Here is a 19,384-nt window from a genome sequence, read left to right as displayed (position 1 = left end):
ATGATTAAAGCAGCAGGTTTAGGCCTTGTAGTTCTTAGCTCTTCTTTCTTTGCAACAGCTGCTGAAGCTGCGCAAAAAGTGGGTTATGTAAACACTGCACAAGTATTCCAGGCTCTACCTCAGCGTGAAGTTGTTCTTCAAAAAATGCAGGAAGAGTTCAAAGACAAAGCAGCTGAGCTACAGAGCATTCAAGCTGAAGCTAAAACGAAGATTGAAAAGCTTAAGCGTGATGGCGAGCTACTAGGTCCTGACGAAGTTGAGAAGCTACGTATCGAAGTAGGCCAACTAGACAGCAAGTACAAAATCAAAGCTCAAGCACTAGAAAAAGCAAGCCAACGTCGTGAAGCACAAGAGAAGCAGAAGCTATTCAAAGTGATTCAAGATGCTGTAACGAAAGTTGCAGAGAAAGAAGGCTACGACATGATCGTTGATATTCAAGCTCTGCAATACGGCAAGCCAGAATACAACATCTCTGAGAAAGTAATTAAAGCACTGAAATAAGTTTTATGAAGAATCTGACTTTAGCCGAATTGGCAACGATTACCGGGGGAGAGCTACACGGAGATGGTACAATTACCGTTTCAGCAGTCGCTCCGATGGATAAAGCGCAAGAAGGTAACATTACGTTCCTTTCTAACGTGAAGTACAGCAAGCACCTAGGTGACTGTAAAGCGTCCGCTATTATGGTTAAAGAGAGTGAGCGTCAACTGTGCAAGACTAACGTGATTGTGGTTAATGACCCTTATGTTGCTTTTGCTAAAGTTGCTCAAGCGCTTGATACTACTCCTGCTCCCGCAGCGGCTATTGCTGATTCTGCTTCAATCTCTAGCGAAGCAACCATTGGACAAAATGTGTCTATTGGCGCGAACGCTGTGATTGAGTCTGGTGTAGTACTTAGTGATGATGTGATCATCGGTGCTGGTTGCTTTATTGGTAAAAATGCAAAAATTGGCGCAGGCACTAAGCTGTGGGCTAACGTAAGTGTTTACCATGAAGTTGTGATTGGTGAAGGATGTCTGATCCAATCAAGTACTGTTATTGGCTCTGATGGCTTTGGCTATGCGAACGAGAAAGGTGAGTGGGTTAAGATCCCGCAAGTGGGTTCTGTTCGCATTGGTAACCGCGTAGAAATCGGCGCGTGTACTACCATTGACCGTGGTGCATTAGATGACACAATCATTGAAGATAACGTTATCTTAGATAACCAACTTCAAATTGCTCACAATGTTCACATCGGATATGGTTCTGCTCTTGCGGGTGGTACTATCATCGCAGGCAGCACGACGATAGGTAAGTACTGTATTATTGGTGGCGGCAGTGTGATTAATGGTCACATTGAAATCGTTGATGGCGTTACAATCACCGGTATGGGGATGGTAATGCGCAGCATCACTGAGAAAGGCATGTACTCTTCAGGTATTCCTTTACAGCCAAATAAAGATTGGCGTAAAACAGCAACGCGTGTTCATCGAATTGATGAAATGAACAAGCGTTTGAAAACCGTTGAAAAACTTATCGAGAAGAGCGCGGAATCATAATTCCAGCATTTCTAATAAAAGGCTCGCGTACAGCGAGTCTTTTTCGTTTATAATCCTTCTAATTAAATAAAGAATATATATAGGAATACGACTTTGACTACTGAACAGACAACGATGAACATTACTGAAATTCAGGAACTATTACCTCATCGCTACCCATTCTTAATGGTTGATCGTGTGACTAGCTTTGAAAAAGAAAAAACACTGACCGCAATTAAGAATGTCTCTGTTAACGAACCTCAGTTCACAGGCCACTTCCCTCAGCTTCCTGTATTTCCAGGCGTGTTGATCTTAGAGGCAATGGCACAAGCAACAGGCCTTCTAGCATTCAAATCTTTCGGTGCGCCTTCTGGCAACGAGTTGTACTACTTTGCTAGCGTAGATAAAGCTAAATTCCGTAAGCCAGTAGTACCAGGTGACCAACTGGTTATCGAAGTTGAATTCTTAAAAGAACGTCGTGGCATCGCATCGTTTAATGGTGTTGCTAAGGTTGACGGCGTAGTTGTATGTTCAGCTGAACTTAAATGTGCTCGTAGAGAGTTTTAATATGATTCATGAAACAGCGAAAATTCACCCGGCAGCAGTAATCGAAGGTGATGTAACTATCGGTGCTAACGTGACGGTTGGGCCTTTCACTTACATTGCTGGTAACGTGACAATTGGTGACGACACTGAAGTGATGTCGCACGTTGTGATCAAAGGTCACACAACCATTGGCAAAGAAAACCGTATCTTCCCACACGCTGTTATTGGTGAAGAAAACCAAGACAAGAAATACGGCGGCGAAGACACAACAGTTGTGATCGGTGATCGCAACGTAATTCGTGAAGCGGTTCAAATCCATCGTGGTACGGTTCAAGACAAAGCAACCACAGTGATTGGTGATGACAACTTACTTTGTGTTAATGCTCACGTAGCGCACGATGTTATTGTTGGTAACCACACTCACATTGGTAACAACGCTATTCTTGGCGGTCACGTAACGGTTGGCGACTACGCTGGTGTTATGGCACTTTCTGCGATTCACCCATTCTGCTCAATTGGTGCTTACGCATACATTGGTGGCTGTTCTGCAGTTGTTCAAGATGTACTGCCGTACGTGCTTGCACAGGGTAACCACGCGGCTCCATTCGGCCTTAACCTAGTAGGCTTGAAGCGTAACGGATTTGAGAAACCTGAAATTCGTGCACTACAGAAAGCGTACAAAGAGTTATACCGTTCAGGTAAAACACTTGAAGAAGCGAAAGCGGCTTTAGTTGAAATGGCGAAAGAGTTTACTTCGGTGGCTCCTATGCTAGAAATGCTAGAGAACTCTGAGCGCGGTATTATTCGTTAATACTGGATGTGGTTGTGTACCAATCCGCGTAAGTATGACAATAATTACTTAATCAGATTGGTATAACAAAAAGATCGCTAATCATTAGGCGATCTTTTTTGTTTTAGGCAAGAAGGGAATTGGAAAACTATGGCACAGCAAGAAACAGCAACCAACAGCACGGACTTTGTTTCGAATGAACCACTGCGCGTAGGTATCGTTGTCGGAGAACTCTCTGGTGACACGCTTGGCGAAGGTTTTATCAAAGCAATCAAATCGCAGTACCCGAACGCTGAATTCGTGGGTATTGGCGGACCAAAAATGAAGGCGCTTGGTTGTGAGTCTCTTTTCGAGATGGAAGAGCTGGCTGTCATGGGCTTAGTTGAAGTACTTGGCCGTTTGCCTCGCTTATTAAAAGTGAAAGCAGAGCTGGTAAAGTATTTCACTCAAAACCCGCCAGATGTGTTTGTGGGTATCGATGCGCCCGATTTCAACCTAAGGCTTGAGTTAGACCTTAAGAACGCTGGCATCAAAACGGTGCATTACGTGAGCCCTTCAGTGTGGGCTTGGCGTCCCAAACGTATCTTTAAAATCGACAAAGCAACTGACTTGGTATTGGCTTTCTTGCCGTTCGAAAAAGCGTTCTACGATAAATATAACGTTGCCTGTGAGTTTGTTGGTCACACGTTGGCAGACGCGATTCCTTTAGAGCCAAGTAAACAAGATGCTCGAGAGCTGTTAGGTCTTGATCAAGACAAGCAGTGGTTAGCCGTACTGCCGGGCAGTCGTGGCGGTGAGATGGGTTTGATTGCTCAGCCATTTATCGAAACTTGCCAGCGTATTAAGCAGAAGTATCCGGATATCAACTTTGTTGTTGCGCTCGTTAACGAGCAACGTAAAAAGCAGTTTACTGAAATCTGGCAATCGACCGCACCTGAGCTTGAATTCACGTTAGTCGAAGATACGGCAACCAACGTGATTACCGCCGCTGATTCTGTGCTTTTGGCTTCAGGTACCGTGGCTCTCGAATGTATGTTGCTTAAACGCCCTATGGTGGTTGGTTACAAAGTAAATAAGCTGACGGGTTACATTGTTAAGAAGTTGGCGATCACTGAGTTTGTGTCACTGCCGAATATTTTGGCCGGTGAAGAGATCGTGAAAGAGCATATTCTTGAAGAGTGTCACCCAGACTTTTTGTTCCCGTCTGTCGATAAAATGCTATCAGCCGATAACAGTGCCTTGATCGAACGCTTTACCGAGATGCATCACTGGATCCGTAAAGGCGCAGACAAACAAGCCGCTAACGCAGTATTGAAATTGATTGACCGACCTTTTGTTGAAGCATAAAGCGCTTACTTACAGAATATTAAGAGATTAGTTATGGCAGTAAAAGAGAAAAAAGAGCTTCCTCCATTTGAATACCCGCAAGGCTACCAGCTGTTTGCTGGCGTGGATGAAGTAGGACGTGGCCCTTTGGTTGGCGACGTGGTGACTGCTGCGGTTATCCTCGATCCAAACAACCCAATTGAAGGCTTGAACGACTCAAAGAAATTATCTGAGAAAAAGCGTCTTGCGCTGCTTCCAGAAATCAAAGAGAAAGCTTTAGCGTGGTCTGTCGGTCGTTGCTCTCCACAAGAAATTGATGAGTTGAATATTCTGCAAGCGACGATGGTAGCTATGCAGCGAGCTATCGCAGGTTTGAGCGTTCAACCTGATATGGCGTTGATAGATGGAAACCGTGTCCCAGAACTGCCGATGGATGGTCTTGCGATTGTGAAGGGTGACTTGCGAGTGGCTGAAATCAGTGCGGCGTCTATTATCGCAAAAGTCGTTCGTGACCAAGAGATGGAAGATCTTGATAAACTTCATCCAGAGTTTGGTTTTGCTAAGCATAAAGGTTACCCGACCAAAGCGCATTTCGAAGCGATTGAAAAACATGGTGTAACCGAGCATTACCGAAAGAGCTTTAAGCCAGTAAAACGTATTCTTGGCATAGACTAGAGCTTTACGTTAACTAGAGCTTAGCATCGAATAAAGTTGCTAACTTGTATTAGAAAAAAATAGAATACACACAGTTGTAATCCTAGGCTCAAACCTAGAACTCAGGAAAAATAATGTCAGATCCAAAATTTGTTCACCTACGCGTACACAGTGACTTTTCGATGGTGGATGGCCTATCCAAGGTGCCACCATTAGTTAAAAAAGTCGCTGAAATGGGTATGCCTGCTCTAGCATTGACCGACTTTACCAACCTGTGTGGTTTGGTGAAGTTTTACGGTACTGCCCATGGGTGTGGGGTTAAACCTATTATTGGTGCTGACTTCTTGATGCAGTCTCCGGAATTCGGTGACGAGTTGACCAAGCTCACCGTTATCGCAACGGACAATAAAGGTTATAACAACCTAACGTTACTCATCTCAAAAGCCTACCTTCGTGGTCATGTTCAGCATCAGCCTGTTATTGATAAAGAGTGGCTAATTGAGAATGCAGAAGGCCTGATCATTCTATCGGGTGCGAAGGAAGGTGAGATCGGTAAAGCGTTACTGAAAGGTAACCGTGAACTGGTTGCAAGCAATGTCAAGTTTTACAAAACATACTTCCCTGATCGTTTTTACCTTGAGCTGATTCGTACCGGACGTCCGGATGAAGAGTCTTACCTGCACTTTGCGTTGGAACTGGCTGAGCAGGAAGACTTGCCTGTTGTTGCAACCAACGAAGTAGTATTCCTAACTGAAGACCTGTTTGATGCCCATGAAATCCGCGTGGCAATTCATGATGGTTTCACTATGGTCGATCCTCGTCGTCCTAAAAATTACAGCGCGCAACAGTATCTTCGTAGCGAAGAAGAGATGTGCGAGTTGTTCTCCGATATCCCTGAAGCACTTGAGAACAGTGTTGAGATTGCTAAGCGTTGTAATGTAACGGTTCGTCTGGGCGAGTACTTCCTGCCTAACTTCCCAACGGAAGGTTTGGCGATTGAAGACTTCTTGATCAAGAAATCTGAAGAAGGCCTTGAGCGACGTCTAGCGTTCCTATTCCCAGATGAAAAAGTGCGTGCTGAGCGCAGACCGGAATACGATGAGCGACTCAAGATTGAGCTCGAAGTTGTTAACAACATGGGTTTCCCAGGTTACTTCTTGATCGTAATGGAGTTCATCCAGTGGTCAAAAGACAACGATGTGCCAGTAGGTCCTGGCCGTGGTTCTGGTGCCGGCTCTCTAGTCGCTTACGCCTTGGATATCACCGATCTCGATCCACTTGAATACGATCTACTTTTCGAACGTTTCTTGAACCCAGAACGTGTATCCATGCCCGATTTCGATATCGACTTCTGTATGGATAAGCGTGACCAAGTTATTGATCACGTGGCTGAAATGTACGGTCGTGATGCCGTTTCTCAGATCATCACCTTTGGTACCATGGCGGCAAAAGCGGTAATCCGCGATGTAGGCCGTGTATTGGGCCACCCGTTTGGTTTCGTCGATCGAATTTCAAAGCTTGTACCGCCAGACCCGGGTATGACGCTAGAGAAAGCATTCCTTGCTGAACCTGCATTGCCAGAGCTTTACGATGGCGATGAAGAAGTTCGTGAGCTGATTGATAAGTGTCGCATCCTTGAAGGTTGTACGCGAAATGCCGGTAAGCACGCAGGTGGTGTTGTTATCTCACCCACCACGATCACCGATTTTGCGCCAATCTATGCCGATGCAGAAGGTAACTTCCCAGTAACGCAATTCGATAAGAATGACGTTGAAACCGCCGGTTTGGTTAAGTTCGACTTCTTGGGTCTACGTACTCTGACCATCATCGATTGGGCGTTAGGCCTTGTAAACCCTCGCCTGAAGAAAGAAGGCAAAGAGCCGGTTCGTATCGAGTCGATTCCTCTTGATGACCAAGCGTCATTTAACCTATTACAAAATTCTGAAACCACCGCGGTATTCCAGCTGGAATCGCGTGGTATGAAAGACCTGATCAAACGTCTACAACCGGACTGTTTTGAAGATATTATCGCATTGGTAGCCTTGTTCCGTCCGGGTCCTCTGCAATCAGGCATGGTAGATAACTTTATCGACCGTAAGCACGGCCGAGAAGCGGTTTCATACCCAGATGAAACGTGGCAACACGAATCGCTGAAAGAGACGCTAGAACCTACGTACGGCATCATCCTGTATCAAGAGCAGGTAATGCAAATCGCACAGATCCTTGCTGGCTATACGCTTGGTGGAGCGGATATGTTGCGTCGTGCGATGGGTAAGAAAAAGCCAGAAGAGATGGCAAAGCAGCGTGGTACCTTTAAAGAGGGTGCTGAAGCCAATGGTGTTGATGGCGAGCTGGCCATGAAGATCTTTGACTTGGTAGAGAAATTTGCGGGCTACGGCTTTAACAAATCTCACTCCGCAGCATATGCACTGGTTTCTTATCAAACGCTATGGCTGAAAACGCACTACCCAGCGGAATTTATGGCTGCGGTAATGACGGCAGATATGGATAACACCGAGAAGGTTATTGGCCTTGTTGATGAATGTTTCCGTATGAAGCTCAAGCTTTTACCACCAGATATCAACTCGGGTCTGTACCGCTTTAACGTGGATGAAGATGGCGCGATTGTTTATGGCATCGGTGCGATCAAAGGGGTCGGTGAAGGCCCTATTGAAGCGATCATTGAAGCGCGAAATAAAGGCGGTTACTTTAAAGACTTATTCGACTTCTGTGCACGCCTTGATCTGAAGAAGGTCAACAAACGTGTTATCGAAAAGTTGATTCTATCCGGAGCCTTAGATAGATTAGGTCCTCACCGAGCGGCAATGATGGCATCTTTGAAAGATGCGGTGAAGGCGGCGAGTCAACATCATCATGCCGAGTCTTTTGGTCAATCTGATATGTTTGGCGTGTTGACCGACGCTCCGGAAGAGGTTGAACACAAGTATACCCAAGTGCCTAAATGGCCTGAGAAGGTTTGGCTTGAAGGTGAACGTGAAACGCTTGGTTTGTATTTAACGGGTCACCCGGTTAACGCTTACATCAAAGAGTTAGCGAAATACACTAGCTGTCGTTTGAAAGATGCCACGCCAACGCGTCGTGACCAATCACTAACAATTGCAGGCTTGGTGATTGCTGCGAGAGTGATGACGACGAAGCGCGGCACGCGAATTGGTTTGATGACACTTGATGACCGTTCGGGCCGAATGGAAGTGATGTTGTTCTCGGATGCGCTCGATCGCTACGCAGAATTGCTCGAAAAAGACAAAATTGTGGTCGTTTCCGGACAGGTCAGCTTTGATGATTTCAATGGCGGGCTTAAAATGTCCGCGCGCGAGGTCATGGACTTAGGAAGCGCCCGTGAGAAATATGCTCGTGGGGTGTCGATATCTATCGACCAATCCCAAATTAACGGTCAATTTTTTGAACGCTTTAGTCAAATCTTAGAACCTTATAGAGCCGGAACGGTCCCAGTCAATGTATACTACCAGCGTGCCGACGCTAGAGCGCGGTTAACATTGGGCACAGAATGGCGCGTGACGCCAAGTGATACATTACTAGACGAATTAAAACAGCTGCTTGGAAATAGCCAAGTAGAACTCGAATTTAACTAAAATTTAGCTTCGCGAATGCGGAGCTGAATCAACAAGGATTCATAGATGAGCCTGAACTTTCTAGAATTTGAAAAGCCTATCGCTGAACTTGAAGCAAAAATCGAAGCGCTACGTGACGTTTCGCGTCACGGTGGTGATACAGCGGTAGATCTAGACAAAGAAATCGAACAACTAGAGAAAAAAAGCTTAGAGCTTAAACAGAAAATCTTTAGTGACTTAGGTGCATGGCAGGTAGCTCAACTTGCTCGTCACCCTCAACGTCCTTACACCAAAGATTACCTGGAGCATGCATTCACAGAGTTTGAAGAGATGGCGGGCGATCGCGCTTACGCTGACGACAAAGCTATTGTGGGTGGTATGGCTCGTCTAAATGGCCGTCCTGTTATGGTTATTGGTCACCAGAAAGGTCGTGAGACTAAAGAGAAAGTGATCCGTAACTTTGGTATGCCAAAGCCAGAAGGTTACCGTAAGGCGCTACGTCTAATGGAAACTGCTGAGCGTTTCAACATGCCTATTATTACTTTCATCGACACAGCGGGCGCATACCCAGGTGTTGGTGCTGAAGAGCGTGGTCAATCTGAAGCTATCGCTAAAAACCTAAAAGTGATGGCTGGCCTTTCAGTTCCTGTTATCTGTAACGTTGTGGGTGAAGGCGGTTCTGGTGGTGCACTAGCGATTGGTGTTGGTGACTACGTGAACATGCTTCAGTACTCTACGTACTCAGTAATCTCTCCAGAAGGTTGTGCTTCAATCTTATGGCGCGATTCAGATAAAGCACCACAAGCAGCTGAAGCGATGGGCCTGATTGCTCCTCGTCTTAAAGAGCTTGAGCTTATCGACGAAATCATTCCTGAGCCTCTAGGTGGCGCGCACCGCGACCCTGCACAAACCGCTCAAAACATGAAAGACATGTTAGTTAAACAGCTAGAAGAGCTAGAGCAGTTTGATAACGAAACGCTGCTTGAGCGTCGTTACCAGCGTCTAATGAGCTACGGCTACTGCTGATAACTTGCCTTAGCGATAAGGCTAGCTATACGAACAAATGATGAAAGGGTTGGACTCAGTGCCAACCCTTTTTTATTATTAAAACATTATCCCTTAACACACGATCTCTTGGTTTATTAGCCTCATGACACACTTAATTGATACCTTCACATCTGTACTTGATCAAAGCGCGCTTAAGCCTTGTCGGTTGATCGTCGCTTTCAGTGGTGGTGTCGATTCACGAGTGTTGTTGGAGTTGGCTGCCCAATTCGCTAAGTCCCATCACATCGATTGCTGTGCGGTACATGTTCACCACGGCTTAAGCAACAATGCTGATTATTGGGCAGAGCAGTGCAAAACATGGTGTGATGCTTTGTCGGTATCCTTGTTCATTGAACGAGTCTCGCTAGATATTAGCCGTGGAGAAAGCGTTGAAAAGCTGGCTCGAGACGCGCGATACCAAGCCCTTAAAAAGCATATTAGACAAGGTGATGTGTTAGTGACAGGCCAGCACATCGATGACCAAGTCGAGACCTTCTTGTTAGCTCTTAAGCGTGGCAGTGGTCCGAAAGGGCTCTCTTCAATGGCGAAAGTGATGCCATTTTCAGGTGCTCATATCGTTCGCCCACTGCTGTCGGTGACGAGAACGGATATTGAAGGGGCGGCGCGCGATATGGCTTTAACTTGGGTAGAAGATGAGAGTAATCAAGACGTTCGCTTTGACCGTAATTTTATTCGTCATCAAGTCACTCCGACACTGACCGAGCGTTGGCCTAGTTTTCGAGAATCGGTCAGTCGTAGTGCTCAGCTATGTGCAGAGCAAGAGTTACTGTTGGATGAGTTGTTAGAATCTCACTTACAACAAGCTTTGACTGAGAAGCACAGCTTAAGTATTGAGGTATTATCTCAGCACTCTGATTTACTGCGTGCACGCTTATTAAGAATGTGGCTGAGCCGCTGTAATCAACCGATGCCGAGCCAAAAGCAGCTCAAACTTATATGGGATGAGGTGGCATGTGCTCAGGCAGACGCCAACCCTAAGCTGGTGTTGAATGAGGTTGAGGTTAGACGTTTTAATCATCAGCTCTATGTCGTAAAAGAGACCAAAGACTTGTCGAACTGGCAAAGTGATATCTCGATGGAAGAGAGCTTAGTTTTGCCTGACGGTTTAGGGGAACTACACTTAACTTCAGCGGCGAGTGATGGTGTATCTAACCACTGTGATGCGCAACATTTTAGTCTCAACACAACGAGAGGAACACTGCGAGTGATATTTAACCCTGAGGGATTGTCAGCACACCCTGTTGGGCGCGGTCATAGCAGGAAGCTTAAGAAGTTGTTTCAAGAGTACCAAGTACCCAGTTGGTTAAGACGCAGAACGCCGATATTAATGGATGGCGATCGAGTGATCGCTGTTTTAGGCTTATTCGTAGATAAAAACTACGAAGGTCAAGATTGTGAAGCGCTTTGGAGCAAGTAGAAAAAGTTTATGTCACAATTCACCGTCACTTTAATAAAAATAATTAATGGAATATGCAATGAAGAAAATTACACTAGGATTAGTTCTTGGATTTGGACTATTGAGTGGTAACGCTCTGGCGGCTGATGTTGCTGCGGGTCAAGCTAAAGCAGCAATCTGTGCGGCATGTCATGGTGCAGACGGTATCGCAGTGATCCCTGGCTATCCAAACCTTAAAGGTCAAAACGAGCAATACATCGCTTCATCAATTAAGGCCTATAAGAATGGCCAGCGCACCGGCGGTTTGGCCGCTGTAATGCAGGCTCAAGCTTCAATGCTGAGTGATGAAGACATCGCGAATCTAGCCGCTTACTACGCAAGCCTTAAGTAAAACCTTCTCAAAGCGCTGATTAAACAAGATGATAAATTTCGAGCCAGAGCTTTAAAGCTCTGGCTTTTTTCATTGAATGTTTACTATAGCTAACCGATAATGAGCCATTCGCACAGTTTAAGGGATGAACATGAAAAAGATTGAAGCCATTATCAAGCCATTCAAACTTGATGATGTACGTGAAGCACTTGCAGAAGTGGGTATTACGGGTATGACAGTATCTGAAGTTAAAGGCTTTGGACGTCAAAAAGGTCATACTGAGCTATACCGCGGCGCAGAGTACATGGTCGACTTTTTACCTAAAGTGAAACTAGAAATCGTTGTGACCGACGAAGTGGCTGACCAATGTGTTGATACCATCATTGAGACGGCTCAAACAGGTAAAATTGGTGACGGTAAGATCTTCATTACTGAAGTTGAACGTGTGGTACGTATTCGTACTGGCGAAGAAGACGAAGACGCCGTATAAAAAAACTATTACCCTAAAAGGAGCGTTTATCGCTCCTTTTTCATCTCTGGTAGGGTGCTGTATGTTTAAGAAAACCATCATTGTTATCACGTTATTGATAACGCTTGCTGTCGTTAGTTTTCATTTTATCTTCGTGATCCCGAATAAACCCAACCTGATCATTTCCTCTCAAAGTACCAGTAACGACATCTACAGTTGCTACCAAAACTCTGCACCGAAAGCGATTGATGTGTCTGATGGCTTAGACATTACGGTGTGGAATATCTACAAGCAAAACCGAAATAATTGGCAGAGTGAGTTAAATAAGCTGTCGGCAGGTAGCGATTTAGTCTTGCTGCAAGAAGCTAGTATGACAGAAGGACTTCGCCAATGGGTAATGAGCGGACAGTGGGGAAGCACACGTGTTAATGCGTTTGAGGCCTTTGAGCAAAGTGCTGGGGTACTCAACCTAGCAACCCATTTACCGATTGAAGCGTGTGCTTATACTCATGAAGAACCTTGGCTTCAACTGCCTAAATCGGCGCTTTGGTCGCGTTACCAACTAAACAATGGCGAAGAGCTGGCTGTGATTAATATCCACGCTGTGAACTTTACCTTTGGTACGGAAGATTACGAGGCTCAGCTCAAGAGCTTAACTGACAATCTGCAAAAGTATCGTGGGCCGGTTATTTTTGCTGGGGACTTTAATAGCTGGAGTGAAGCTCGCTTTGCTGTATTGAAAGATGCGTTGGAGAAGGTTGGTTTGACGGAAGTTGCCTTTGAGCCAGATAACAGAACTCAGTTCATTACAGGACTGGTGCTCGACCATGTGTTCTATCGAGGGCTAGAGGTAGAAAAAGCAAAAGCGCCCATTACGGACGCTTCTGATCATAACCCTATGCGAGTGACCTTTAAGGCTAAATAGTGATTAGCTATTAGTCATTGGAACTTAACCATTCGCACGGTGGTTACCTTGGGGAATCTAACGGAACAATAGGCTAGAGAGTCTTCGCTAGCCTTATCTCTTCTACTTAAAAGATTAAAATGTAGAGCGCCCAGATTAGGTAGTAGCCAACCCATGGTAAGCCTGAAATCACAAGCGCTTGCCCGCGTTCAAACTCAGTCCACGTTAATACCGCAGCATAACCTAGCACGATGTACCATGGCAGAAGCAGTGGTAATGAGCTAGCAAACTGTGACCAATCATTAGTTAGCGGTAACTTGATCAAGCCATTTAAGCTGTTCAAGTCGGCAGCGTAGTTCATCACATGTCCATGCTTGAGTATCAGGCTTGCGTAGCTTGCTACATCACCTAAAACAGCTGGGAATATAACAACCGATGCCGCTGCAAACCATCGCCAAAAGCTGTGCTGATGTTGGCTTGGCTTGGTTGCTAGGTTAAACCAGAATGCCAATAGAACGATGGTTAATGTTCGGCCAAATACGTCGCTGATGATTTCACTTGCGAGTAAGGTATTGCTGTCAAGTAACGCCAATTGGTCAGGGTTCGTTTGAGCCAGTTGCTGCGAGAGCTCTGCACTTAACCATGCAAAATCTACATTCGAAAAATAAGCACCCCAAAACAAAAATGGGCTGAGCATTAATACGACGTAGGGTTGCCATCCCCAAGCACTTCGTTGATAAAGCGCTAAGAAACAAGCTGTTGGCGAACGGAATATATCCAACAGCATGACGAGTGGGTTACTTGACGGGTTCATACACTTACCTTAGTTACATCAACATACAGCTTCAGTTTTTGTCCTGGCTGTAGGTATTTTTTGTTCTGCAAAGTGTTCCATTTTACAACATCTGTACTTTTTACTTTGAACTTTGATGCAATACCGCTGACTGTGTCACCTGATCTTACGTTATAAAAGATCGTACGGATGATGGCGCCGTCTGAGCCGTTCTTCCAAATGACCAGTTCTTGACCAACTCTAAGCGTGTCGCGTGGTCCCATGCCATTCCACTTAGCCAGTGATTGATGAGAGACCTTATTTGCGCGTGCAATCGTCCATAGGCTGTCACCACTTCTTACAGTATGGCTGAGCTTATATTGACCACGACTCTTCGACTGTGTGCTTGCTAGGCGGTTTGAGGCGCTTAGGGCGTATGTCTTGTCGTCTTTGGTGGATGTTGGGATAAGTAAGTGCTGGCCAATACGAATATTGTTGTTGCTCAAACCGTTTGCAGAGCGGATCACTTTGCTGGTGGTGTTATATTTGCTTGCCAGTACGCTAATGCTGTCACCAGATTGAACCTTGTAACGCACCAACTTCATGCCTTTGCCTTTATTGGCAGCGACTTCTTTGTTGAATTTCTCAACTGAATCTAAAGGAAGTAATAGTTGTTGGTGTTTCTCTGGTGCCGTTGCCCATTGGTTGTAAGCCGGGTTGTAACCTTGAAGTTCTTTGACAGGAATGCCTGCGTAGTTCGCAGCAATGGCTAAATCAAGCTGTTCTTCAGGGTTAACCAGAGTCAGCACTGGCTTATTCGGGATCGCCGGAATATCGATGCCATACTTTTCTTGGTTGGCAATGACATCTGCTAGAGCAAGCAGTTTAGGTACATAGCTGCTGGTCTCTTTTGGTAAGTCCAAAGAGAAAAAGTCGATTGGCTTGCCAAGCTTCTTGTTCTTGCGGATTGCGCTGTTTACTCGACCACCACCACTGTTATAGGCAGCAATCGCATGATTCCAGTCGCCATCGAAACGTCGGTTAAGATCTGAGAGGAAGTCCAATGCGGCGTCGGTAGAGGCGGCAACATCGCGGCGGCCGTCATACCAAAAGTTCTGTTCAAGCCCGTAGTCTTTGCCAGTGCCTGAAATGAATTGCCATAGACCAGCAGCACTGCCATGAGAGTAGGCAAACGCATCGAAAGAGCTTTCTACAACGGGTAGTAGTGCCAATTCTAGTGGTAAGCCTTTTTCTTCAATCTTAGTCGTGATCAGATACAAGAAAGGTTCAGCACGCTTTGATACTGTTTTTAGATGACTCGGGTGCTTGAGATACCAAGTTCGGTAGTAGTCGACCTTCTTTTGGTCTGGCACTTCCATTTCAAGTTGCATCGCAATGCGTTTCCAAACATCTTCTTGTGTTTGTGGAGTAACGACAGGTGCTTCAACTTTTTGATCTTCTTTGGCTGTTGCTTCTGATGAAACGTTCGCTTGAGAAACTTCTTTAGTAGGAGATGTGTTGGTTTGCTCGGAAGCTTGGTCTGGATTCTCTGACTGAGTTAATTGGCAACCAGAAAGTAGTAATACCAAAGCCCAGCTGTACTTAACTCGCATGTTACAGCCTTTTTAATTAACGGCCGATGATAATACTTGCCACCCCCTATGAGTGACAAGTCTGTATTTGTTAAAATTCGTTCTTCCACGCACGTAAAGCGGTGAATACTGATAGAGGATCGGTCTGCTCTGTACGATTAGACACTGATTTCACTACACTTGGTTCGGTGTAACGCAAGAAAGGGTTCACAAACTTCTCTTGTCTCAAATTTGTGGGGATGGTCGACTTATTTTGAGCTCGTAGTCGGTTCACTTGGTCGCGATATTGCTGCAAATGTTGGTTATCAGGCTCAACCGCTAATGCAAAAGCGATATTGGCTGCAGTGTACTCATGTGCACAATACACTTCGGTTTCTTGAGGAAGCGCCGTGATCTTATTCAGCGCATCGAACATCTGTTGTGGTGTGCCTTCCATGATTCGGCCACAGCCTGCTGAGAACAATACATCACCACAAAATAGTTTGGCATCACCCACATAACCAATATGGCCAGCTGTGTGTCCACTGAGTCCTAACACGAGGAACACTTCACCAAACAGCTCTAACTGGTCACCATCATCAACTGGATGCGTTAATGTTGGGATAGGTTCATTTCTAGGGCCAACAACATCGACGCCGGGAAATTGTCTTACCAGCTCTGGAACGCCGCCAATGTGATCGTGGTGGTGGTGTGTAATCAAGATTGCATCTAAAGTTAGCTCATGGTTCGCTAAGTACTCTAATACTGGAGTCGCATCACCAGGGTCGACGACAGCACAACGGCGATCGCTATTTTGAATCAGCCAGATGTAATTGTCGTTAAATGCAGGTATGCTTTTGATATGTAACATTATTGGTTCTCCAGTCACTTTTAGTGCGACAGAATAAGTGAGACAGATTATTGATGAAGCCAGCACGTAGCAGAAAGAAGTTTGAACGTCCTTACACTTGGGCGCAATTGCACAATGGGGACTGGTTGAGAGAATCTATTCAAACTCGACTCGATGAGTGGTGCCCAAAGCTATTTGGTTACCATATGCTCAAGCTCGGTGGCCTCAGTAGTGAGATTTCTAGCTGCACATGCAACATTCAACATCAAGTAAACCTAGATATCCAGAACCCATTACATAATGTGATAGCGGATGGCTATAATTTACCCTTTTTGGAGAAAAGCTTTGATGTTGTAGTGTTGAGTCATCAGTTAGATTATAGCAATGACCCGCATCGATTATTGAGAGAAGTCGATCGAGTGATGATGGACGATGGCTATATCATTATCACCGGCTTCAACCCAATCAGTGTCACTGGGCTTGCCAGTTTGATGCCTTGGCGAAAGAACAGCTTACCCTGGAGTGGGCGTATGTACACGCCAAGTCGAATTAAAGACTGGTTAGGTGTACTTAACTATGAAGTAATTCATTGTGACACCTACGCGCTGTTTCCGATGAGTAAGTATCAAGCGATGTGGACGTGGTTGGAGAACAGCTTAGGTGGTTGTGCATCCTTCGCCGGAAGCCAATACTTTATTGTTGCTCGTAAGCGTACTTACCCGCTAAAACCCATCAAACCACATTGGCACCTTAAGCGACGTTTCTCGCCTGTTGGGGCAAGTTTTAGAACCAATACGCGCCGTACAATGGATTCAGCCAAAGCGTCATATCCGCTAAAAACAGAAAAAGCCGATTAGTTGTCGGCTTTTCATCTATCAATTCGATTGAGAAATTGTCAATTAGTTTAAGAAATTATAAATCGCTTTCTGAAATGTGCGTCTAATTAAAAAGACGATTAGCTTGGTTGATAGCCCGTATCTTCTAGAGTCGGATTCTCCGCTGCATTTCGCGCTAAATCATCACACATTTCGTTTTCTCTGTGTCCGGCGTGTCCTTTTACCCAGCGCCAATCAACGTTATGGCGAGCGGTTTCTTTATCGAGCCTTTGCCACAGATCGGCATTTTTAACCGGTTTCTTGTCGGCTGTTTTCCAGTCACGCTTTTTCCAGTTATGAATCCACTGTGTGATGCCTTGACGCACGTATTGGCTATCTGTGGTCACAATCACAGAGCAAGGTTCTTTGAGGGTTTGCAGAGCCACGACAGCGGCGAGCATTTCCATACGGTTATTGGTTGTTAGCGTGAAACCTTCTGCTAGCGTCTTCTCGACTTTTTTGTAGCGAAGTACGATGCCATAGCCGCCGGGACCAGGGTTGCCTAAACAAGAACCATCAGTGAAAATTTCAACTTGTTTCGTCATGATTTGATACTATTACCTCAAGCACATTATCGGCATAGTCTGACACAGTTATCCTTATGAATACCAGTAGCACTCCAGAACAAAGCACGAACGAAAAAAACAGTTCGAACGAAAATAAGCGCATTGTTGTACTCGATACCGAAACCACCGGTATGAATACAGAAGGTGGCCCTCACTATATGGGTCACCGCATCGTTGAAATTGGTGCAGTAGAGATCATCAACCGTAGGCTGACCGGGCGTCATTTCCACGTCTACATCAAGCCCGATCGTGCGATTCAAGAAGAGGCGATTGGCGTTCACGGTATTACCGATGAATTCTTGATTGATAAGCCTGAATACCAAGACATTCATAAAGAGTTTCTCGACTTTATCAAAGGTGCGGAGCTGGTGGCTCATAACGCGCCCTTCGATACGGGCTTCATGGACTATGAGTTTGAGAAGCTCAACCCAGCGATAGGTAAAACGGATGACTACTGTAAAGTTACCGATACCTTGGCAATGGCGAAGAAGATATTCCCAGGTAAAAGAAACAACCTAGATATCTTATGTGACCGTTACGGTATCGATAACTCGCACCGCACTCTCCACGGCGCATTGCTCGATGCGGAGATCCTAGCCGACGTCTACTTATTGATGACGGGTGGTCAAACTTCGCTGCAATTTAACGCTGGTCAACAGGAAGGTGAAGCCGAAAGCATACGAAGAGTAGAAAGTGGTCGAAAATCCCTAAAGGTTTTACGAGCTACGGCCGATGAAGTAAAAGCGCATCAAAGTCGTTTAGATCTCGTCGAGAAAAGCGGAAGCTGCCTCTGGCGTCAGTAGGGAGAAAGTATGTTAAGGGTATTGGCTACCGGTTGCTTATTACTGTTAAGTTTTGGCTTACATGCAGCAACAGAATCCGTTATGAGTTTATTGGATAACCGTTTTAGAGTTGATCCCAGTATTGAACAAGTCACCTTTGTGATTTATCGAGCCGATAACTCTAAACCTGTCGTTTTGGTTCGCCCTGATGGCAAGAAATACTACTCTTGGCGCAATGCTGATAATGTCCGTTGGTACGAAGAATCGTCCATGGACATTATCTCTATCGACAATCCGATGCCCGGCCCTTGGCAAGCGATAGGTAAAGTTTCCCCTAAGAACAATATCAAGCTGCTGTCTCATCTTGTTTTGGATGCTAATGAGTTCCCAGATAAGTTGTATCAAACAGAGCGCATCAAATTTACCGCTCGACTGACTTCTGATGGCAAGCCGCTGGTGCTGCGCGATTTTCTCGATCGCGTGAAGCTTAAGGTTACCTTTACTAAGTTTGTTGAAAACGAAGAGTCTTTGGTGAGAGAAGCGCGCCCGGTGCCGGTTGTGATGGGCGAGTTTGCCGATGATGGCGCTGATCTTGATGAAAAGGCCGGAGATGGTGTGTTCACTGTCTCTTTGCCAATTGATATCGAGCCCGGTAAATACCGAGCGCGTATTACCTCTGGTAATGGCGTGTTCCTGCGAGCGCAAGAGCAAGAAGTCTTGGTTTACCCAACACCGATCACTAGCACCTTCATTCAATCACGAAAAGAGGGTTTACCTCATACTATTGTGGTGTCTGGTGAACAGGGGATGATCGCACCGAGCTCGTTAGCGGTTCATGTTGAGCACAAGGCTCCTGATGAATATGTGATGTACAAGCAGGGGCAAGCTGAAGTCGACGCAATGAAAGTCACTTTAGAGGTGCCTTATAATGGCGATTTAGGAATTTATAATTGGTCAGGGATGGTTTATGCCACTGATGCTTCAAGTCAGCGCCCGCTGATTTTTCCAATTACCGAGCAGTCGTACAGCGTTGTTGAAGATATCGACTTAGCAGAGTCACGACGTCTTCAAGAAGAAGCTCTTGCTGAACAGAAGCGTATCGCAACAGAGTTGATGATCCTTCAAAAACGTGAAGATGACAGACAGCGCAGTATGATCATTATTGCGGTGGGTAATGTGGTCGCTATTCTATTGGGCTTATTGATTTGGTTTGTGGTTCGTAAGGTCAAGGCGAAGAAAAAAGCGTTACCTGAGATGCAGCTCAAGGCGCCCAAGTAACTCGCTTAGATGATTAGATTGTCTAGAGAGAATAAGCCGCTAGATAAAGCATTGGAA

19 protein-coding genes are annotated in these 19,384 nt (G+C 45.5%); 15 read left to right on the top strand and 4 right to left on the bottom strand.

Annotation, left to right across the window (positions count from 1 at the left end; all coding sequences use genetic code 11):
* The 12 genes from AB4503_RS02670 to AB4503_RS02615 all read left to right on the top strand — a co-directional run bounded on the left by AB4503_RS02670 (window position 1) and on the right by AB4503_RS02615 (window position 12,654).
* A complete protein-coding gene (locus AB4503_RS02670; protein ID WP_017056311.1) occupies window positions 1–501 on the top strand; it encodes an OmpH family outer membrane protein in 501 nt (166 codons plus the stop codon).
* Between the two features lie 5 nt (window positions 502–506).
* Window positions 507–1,538, top strand: a complete 1,032-nt coding sequence (lpxD, locus tag AB4503_RS02665) for a UDP-3-O-(3-hydroxymyristoyl)glucosamine N-acyltransferase (RefSeq protein WP_017063368.1) — start codon at window positions 507–509, stop codon at window positions 1,536–1,538.
* A gap of 93 nt (window positions 1,539–1,631) precedes the next feature.
* On the top strand, window positions 1,632–2,084 hold the full coding sequence (gene fabZ, locus AB4503_RS02660; RefSeq protein ID WP_009847408.1) for a 3-hydroxyacyl-ACP dehydratase FabZ: 453 nt from the start codon (window positions 1,632–1,634) through the stop codon (window positions 2,082–2,084).
* Window position 2,085: 1 nt separating this feature from the next.
* Complete coding sequence (lpxA, locus tag AB4503_RS02655) at window positions 2,086–2,874, top strand: acyl-ACP--UDP-N-acetylglucosamine O-acyltransferase (RefSeq protein WP_050644950.1); 789 nt, start codon at window positions 2,086–2,088, stop codon at window positions 2,872–2,874.
* A 129-nt stretch (window positions 2,875–3,003) separates the two neighbouring features.
* Entirely contained in the window at window positions 3,004–4,200 is a 1,197-nt protein-coding gene (gene lpxB, locus AB4503_RS02650) for a lipid-A-disaccharide synthase (RefSeq protein ID WP_372113549.1), read from the top strand.
* A 33-nt stretch (window positions 4,201–4,233) separates the two neighbouring features.
* Entirely contained in the window at window positions 4,234–4,854 is a 621-nt protein-coding gene (gene rnhB / locus AB4503_RS02645) for a ribonuclease HII (protein ID WP_017063371.1), read from the top strand.
* Between the two features lie 113 nt (window positions 4,855–4,967).
* Window positions 4,968–8,447: a DNA polymerase III subunit alpha gene (gene dnaE, locus AB4503_RS02640; RefSeq protein WP_017063372.1), complete on the top strand. Its 3,480-nt coding sequence runs from the start codon at window positions 4,968–4,970 to the stop codon at window positions 8,445–8,447.
* Between the two features lie 45 nt (window positions 8,448–8,492).
* On the top strand, window positions 8,493–9,452 hold the full coding sequence (gene accA, locus AB4503_RS02635) for an acetyl-CoA carboxylase carboxyl transferase subunit alpha (protein ID WP_017060731.1): 960 nt from the start codon (window positions 8,493–8,495) through the stop codon (window positions 9,450–9,452).
* Window positions 9,453–9,576: 124 nt separating this feature from the next.
* Window positions 9,577–10,911, top strand: a complete 1,335-nt coding sequence (tilS, locus tag AB4503_RS02630; RefSeq protein ID WP_372113547.1) for a tRNA lysidine(34) synthetase TilS — start codon at window positions 9,577–9,579, stop codon at window positions 10,909–10,911.
* 46 nt (window positions 10,912–10,957) lie between these two features.
* Window positions 10,958–11,281, top strand: a complete 324-nt coding sequence (locus AB4503_RS02625; protein WP_170791809.1) for a cytochrome c — start codon at window positions 10,958–10,960, stop codon at window positions 11,279–11,281.
* 130 nt (window positions 11,282–11,411) lie between these two features.
* Entirely contained in the window at window positions 11,412–11,750 is a 339-nt protein-coding gene (gene glnB / locus AB4503_RS02620; RefSeq protein ID WP_017063373.1) for a nitrogen regulatory protein P-II, read from the top strand.
* Window positions 11,751–11,811: 61 nt separating this feature from the next.
* Entirely contained in the window at window positions 11,812–12,654 is an 843-nt protein-coding gene (locus tag AB4503_RS02615; protein ID WP_017060728.1) for an endonuclease/exonuclease/phosphatase family protein, read from the top strand.
* A 106-nt stretch (window positions 12,655–12,760) separates the two neighbouring features.
* Here the strand turns inward: AB4503_RS02615 and AB4503_RS02610 are convergent, their stop codons facing one another.
* The 3 genes from AB4503_RS02610 to gloB all read right to left on the bottom strand — a co-directional run bounded on the left by AB4503_RS02610 (window position 12,761) and on the right by gloB (window position 15,847).
* Window positions 12,761–13,447: a YIP1 family protein gene (locus AB4503_RS02610; protein ID WP_017060727.1), complete on the bottom strand. Its 687-nt coding sequence runs from the start codon at window positions 13,445–13,447 to the stop codon at window positions 12,761–12,763.
* On the bottom strand, window positions 13,444–15,018 hold the full coding sequence (locus tag AB4503_RS02605; RefSeq protein WP_017063374.1) for a LysM peptidoglycan-binding domain-containing protein: 1,575 nt from the start codon (window positions 15,016–15,018) through the stop codon (window positions 13,444–13,446). Before AB4503_RS02605 ends, AB4503_RS02610 begins: the two co-directional genes overlap by 4 nt.
* 70 nt (window positions 15,019–15,088) lie before the next feature.
* Window positions 15,089–15,847 carry a hydroxyacylglutathione hydrolase gene (gloB, locus tag AB4503_RS02600; protein ID WP_372113545.1) on the bottom strand — a complete coding sequence of 253 codons (759 nt, stop codon included), beginning with the start codon at window positions 15,845–15,847 and terminating at the stop codon, window positions 15,089–15,091.
* Between the two features lie 53 nt (window positions 15,848–15,900).
* On the opposite strand from gloB, the gene AB4503_RS02595 reads away from it, so the two are divergent.
* Window positions 15,901–16,683, top strand: a complete 783-nt coding sequence (locus tag AB4503_RS02595) for a class I SAM-dependent methyltransferase (protein WP_017060724.1) — start codon at window positions 15,901–15,903, stop codon at window positions 16,681–16,683.
* 98 nt (window positions 16,684–16,781) lie between these two features.
* Here the strand turns inward: AB4503_RS02595 and rnhA are convergent, their stop codons facing one another.
* Window positions 16,782–17,246 (bottom strand): ribonuclease HI, encoded by a 465-nt coding sequence (gene rnhA, locus AB4503_RS02590; RefSeq protein WP_372113544.1) that lies wholly within the window; start codon window positions 17,244–17,246, stop codon window positions 16,782–16,784.
* Between the two features lie 56 nt (window positions 17,247–17,302).
* On the opposite strand from rnhA, the gene dnaQ reads away from it, so the two are divergent.
* Complete coding sequence (dnaQ, locus tag AB4503_RS02585) at window positions 17,303–18,070, top strand: DNA polymerase III subunit epsilon (RefSeq protein WP_372113543.1); 768 nt, start codon at window positions 17,303–17,305, stop codon at window positions 18,068–18,070.
* 9 nt (window positions 18,071–18,079) lie between these two features.
* Window positions 18,080–19,327: a TIGR03503 family protein gene (locus tag AB4503_RS02580; RefSeq protein WP_372113541.1), complete on the top strand. Its 1,248-nt coding sequence runs from the start codon at window positions 18,080–18,082 to the stop codon at window positions 19,325–19,327.
* Window positions 19,328–19,384 lie beyond the last annotated feature (57 nt).

The organism is Vibrio sp. 10N.222.55.B11, assembly GCF_041473705.1.
In the GTDB taxonomy this organism is placed as follows: Bacteria; Pseudomonadota; Gammaproteobacteria; order Enterobacterales; family Vibrionaceae; genus Vibrio; species Vibrio crassostreae_C.
This window is presented reverse-complemented; position numbering and strand designations above follow the sequence as displayed.

Coding starts and splice junctions, on each gene's coding strand:
- AB4503_RS02610 (WP_017060727.1), bottom strand. CDS start 13,447: ATGAACCCGTCAAGTAACCCACTCGTCATGCTGTTGGATATATTCCGT.
- AB4503_RS02625 (WP_170791809.1), top strand. CDS start 10,958: ATGGAATATGCAATGAAGAAAATTACACTAGGATTAGTTCTTGGATTT.
- AB4503_RS02605 (WP_017063374.1), bottom strand. CDS start 15,018: ATGCGAGTTAAGTACAGCTGGGCTTTGGTATTACTACTTTCTGGTTGC.
- lpxD (WP_017063368.1), top strand. CDS start 507: ATGAAGAATCTGACTTTAGCCGAATTGGCAACGATTACCGGGGGAGAG.
- AB4503_RS02670 (WP_017056311.1), top strand. CDS start 1: ATGATTAAAGCAGCAGGTTTAGGCCTTGTAGTTCTTAGCTCTTCTTTC.
- lpxB (WP_372113549.1), top strand. CDS start 3,004: ATGGCACAGCAAGAAACAGCAACCAACAGCACGGACTTTGTTTCGAAT.
- AB4503_RS02595 (WP_017060724.1), top strand. CDS start 15,901: ATGAAGCCAGCACGTAGCAGAAAGAAGTTTGAACGTCCTTACACTTGG.
- lpxA (WP_050644950.1), top strand. CDS start 2,086: ATGATTCATGAAACAGCGAAAATTCACCCGGCAGCAGTAATCGAAGGT.
- AB4503_RS02580 (WP_372113541.1), top strand. CDS start 18,080: ATGTTAAGGGTATTGGCTACCGGTTGCTTATTACTGTTAAGTTTTGGC.
- dnaQ (WP_372113543.1), top strand. CDS start 17,303: ATGAATACCAGTAGCACTCCAGAACAAAGCACGAACGAAAAAAACAGT.
- tilS (WP_372113547.1), top strand. CDS start 9,577: ATGACACACTTAATTGATACCTTCACATCTGTACTTGATCAAAGCGCG.
- rnhA (WP_372113544.1), bottom strand. CDS start 17,246: ATGACGAAACAAGTTGAAATTTTCACTGATGGTTCTTGTTTAGGCAAC.
- accA (WP_017060731.1), top strand. CDS start 8,493: ATGAGCCTGAACTTTCTAGAATTTGAAAAGCCTATCGCTGAACTTGAA.
- AB4503_RS02615 (WP_017060728.1), top strand. CDS start 11,812: ATGTTTAAGAAAACCATCATTGTTATCACGTTATTGATAACGCTTGCT.
- gloB (WP_372113545.1), bottom strand. CDS start 15,847: ATGTTACATATCAAAAGCATACCTGCATTTAACGACAATTACATCTGG.
- glnB (WP_017063373.1), top strand. CDS start 11,412: ATGAAAAAGATTGAAGCCATTATCAAGCCATTCAAACTTGATGATGTA.
- rnhB (WP_017063371.1), top strand. CDS start 4,234: ATGGCAGTAAAAGAGAAAAAAGAGCTTCCTCCATTTGAATACCCGCAA.
- dnaE (WP_017063372.1), top strand. CDS start 4,968: ATGTCAGATCCAAAATTTGTTCACCTACGCGTACACAGTGACTTTTCG.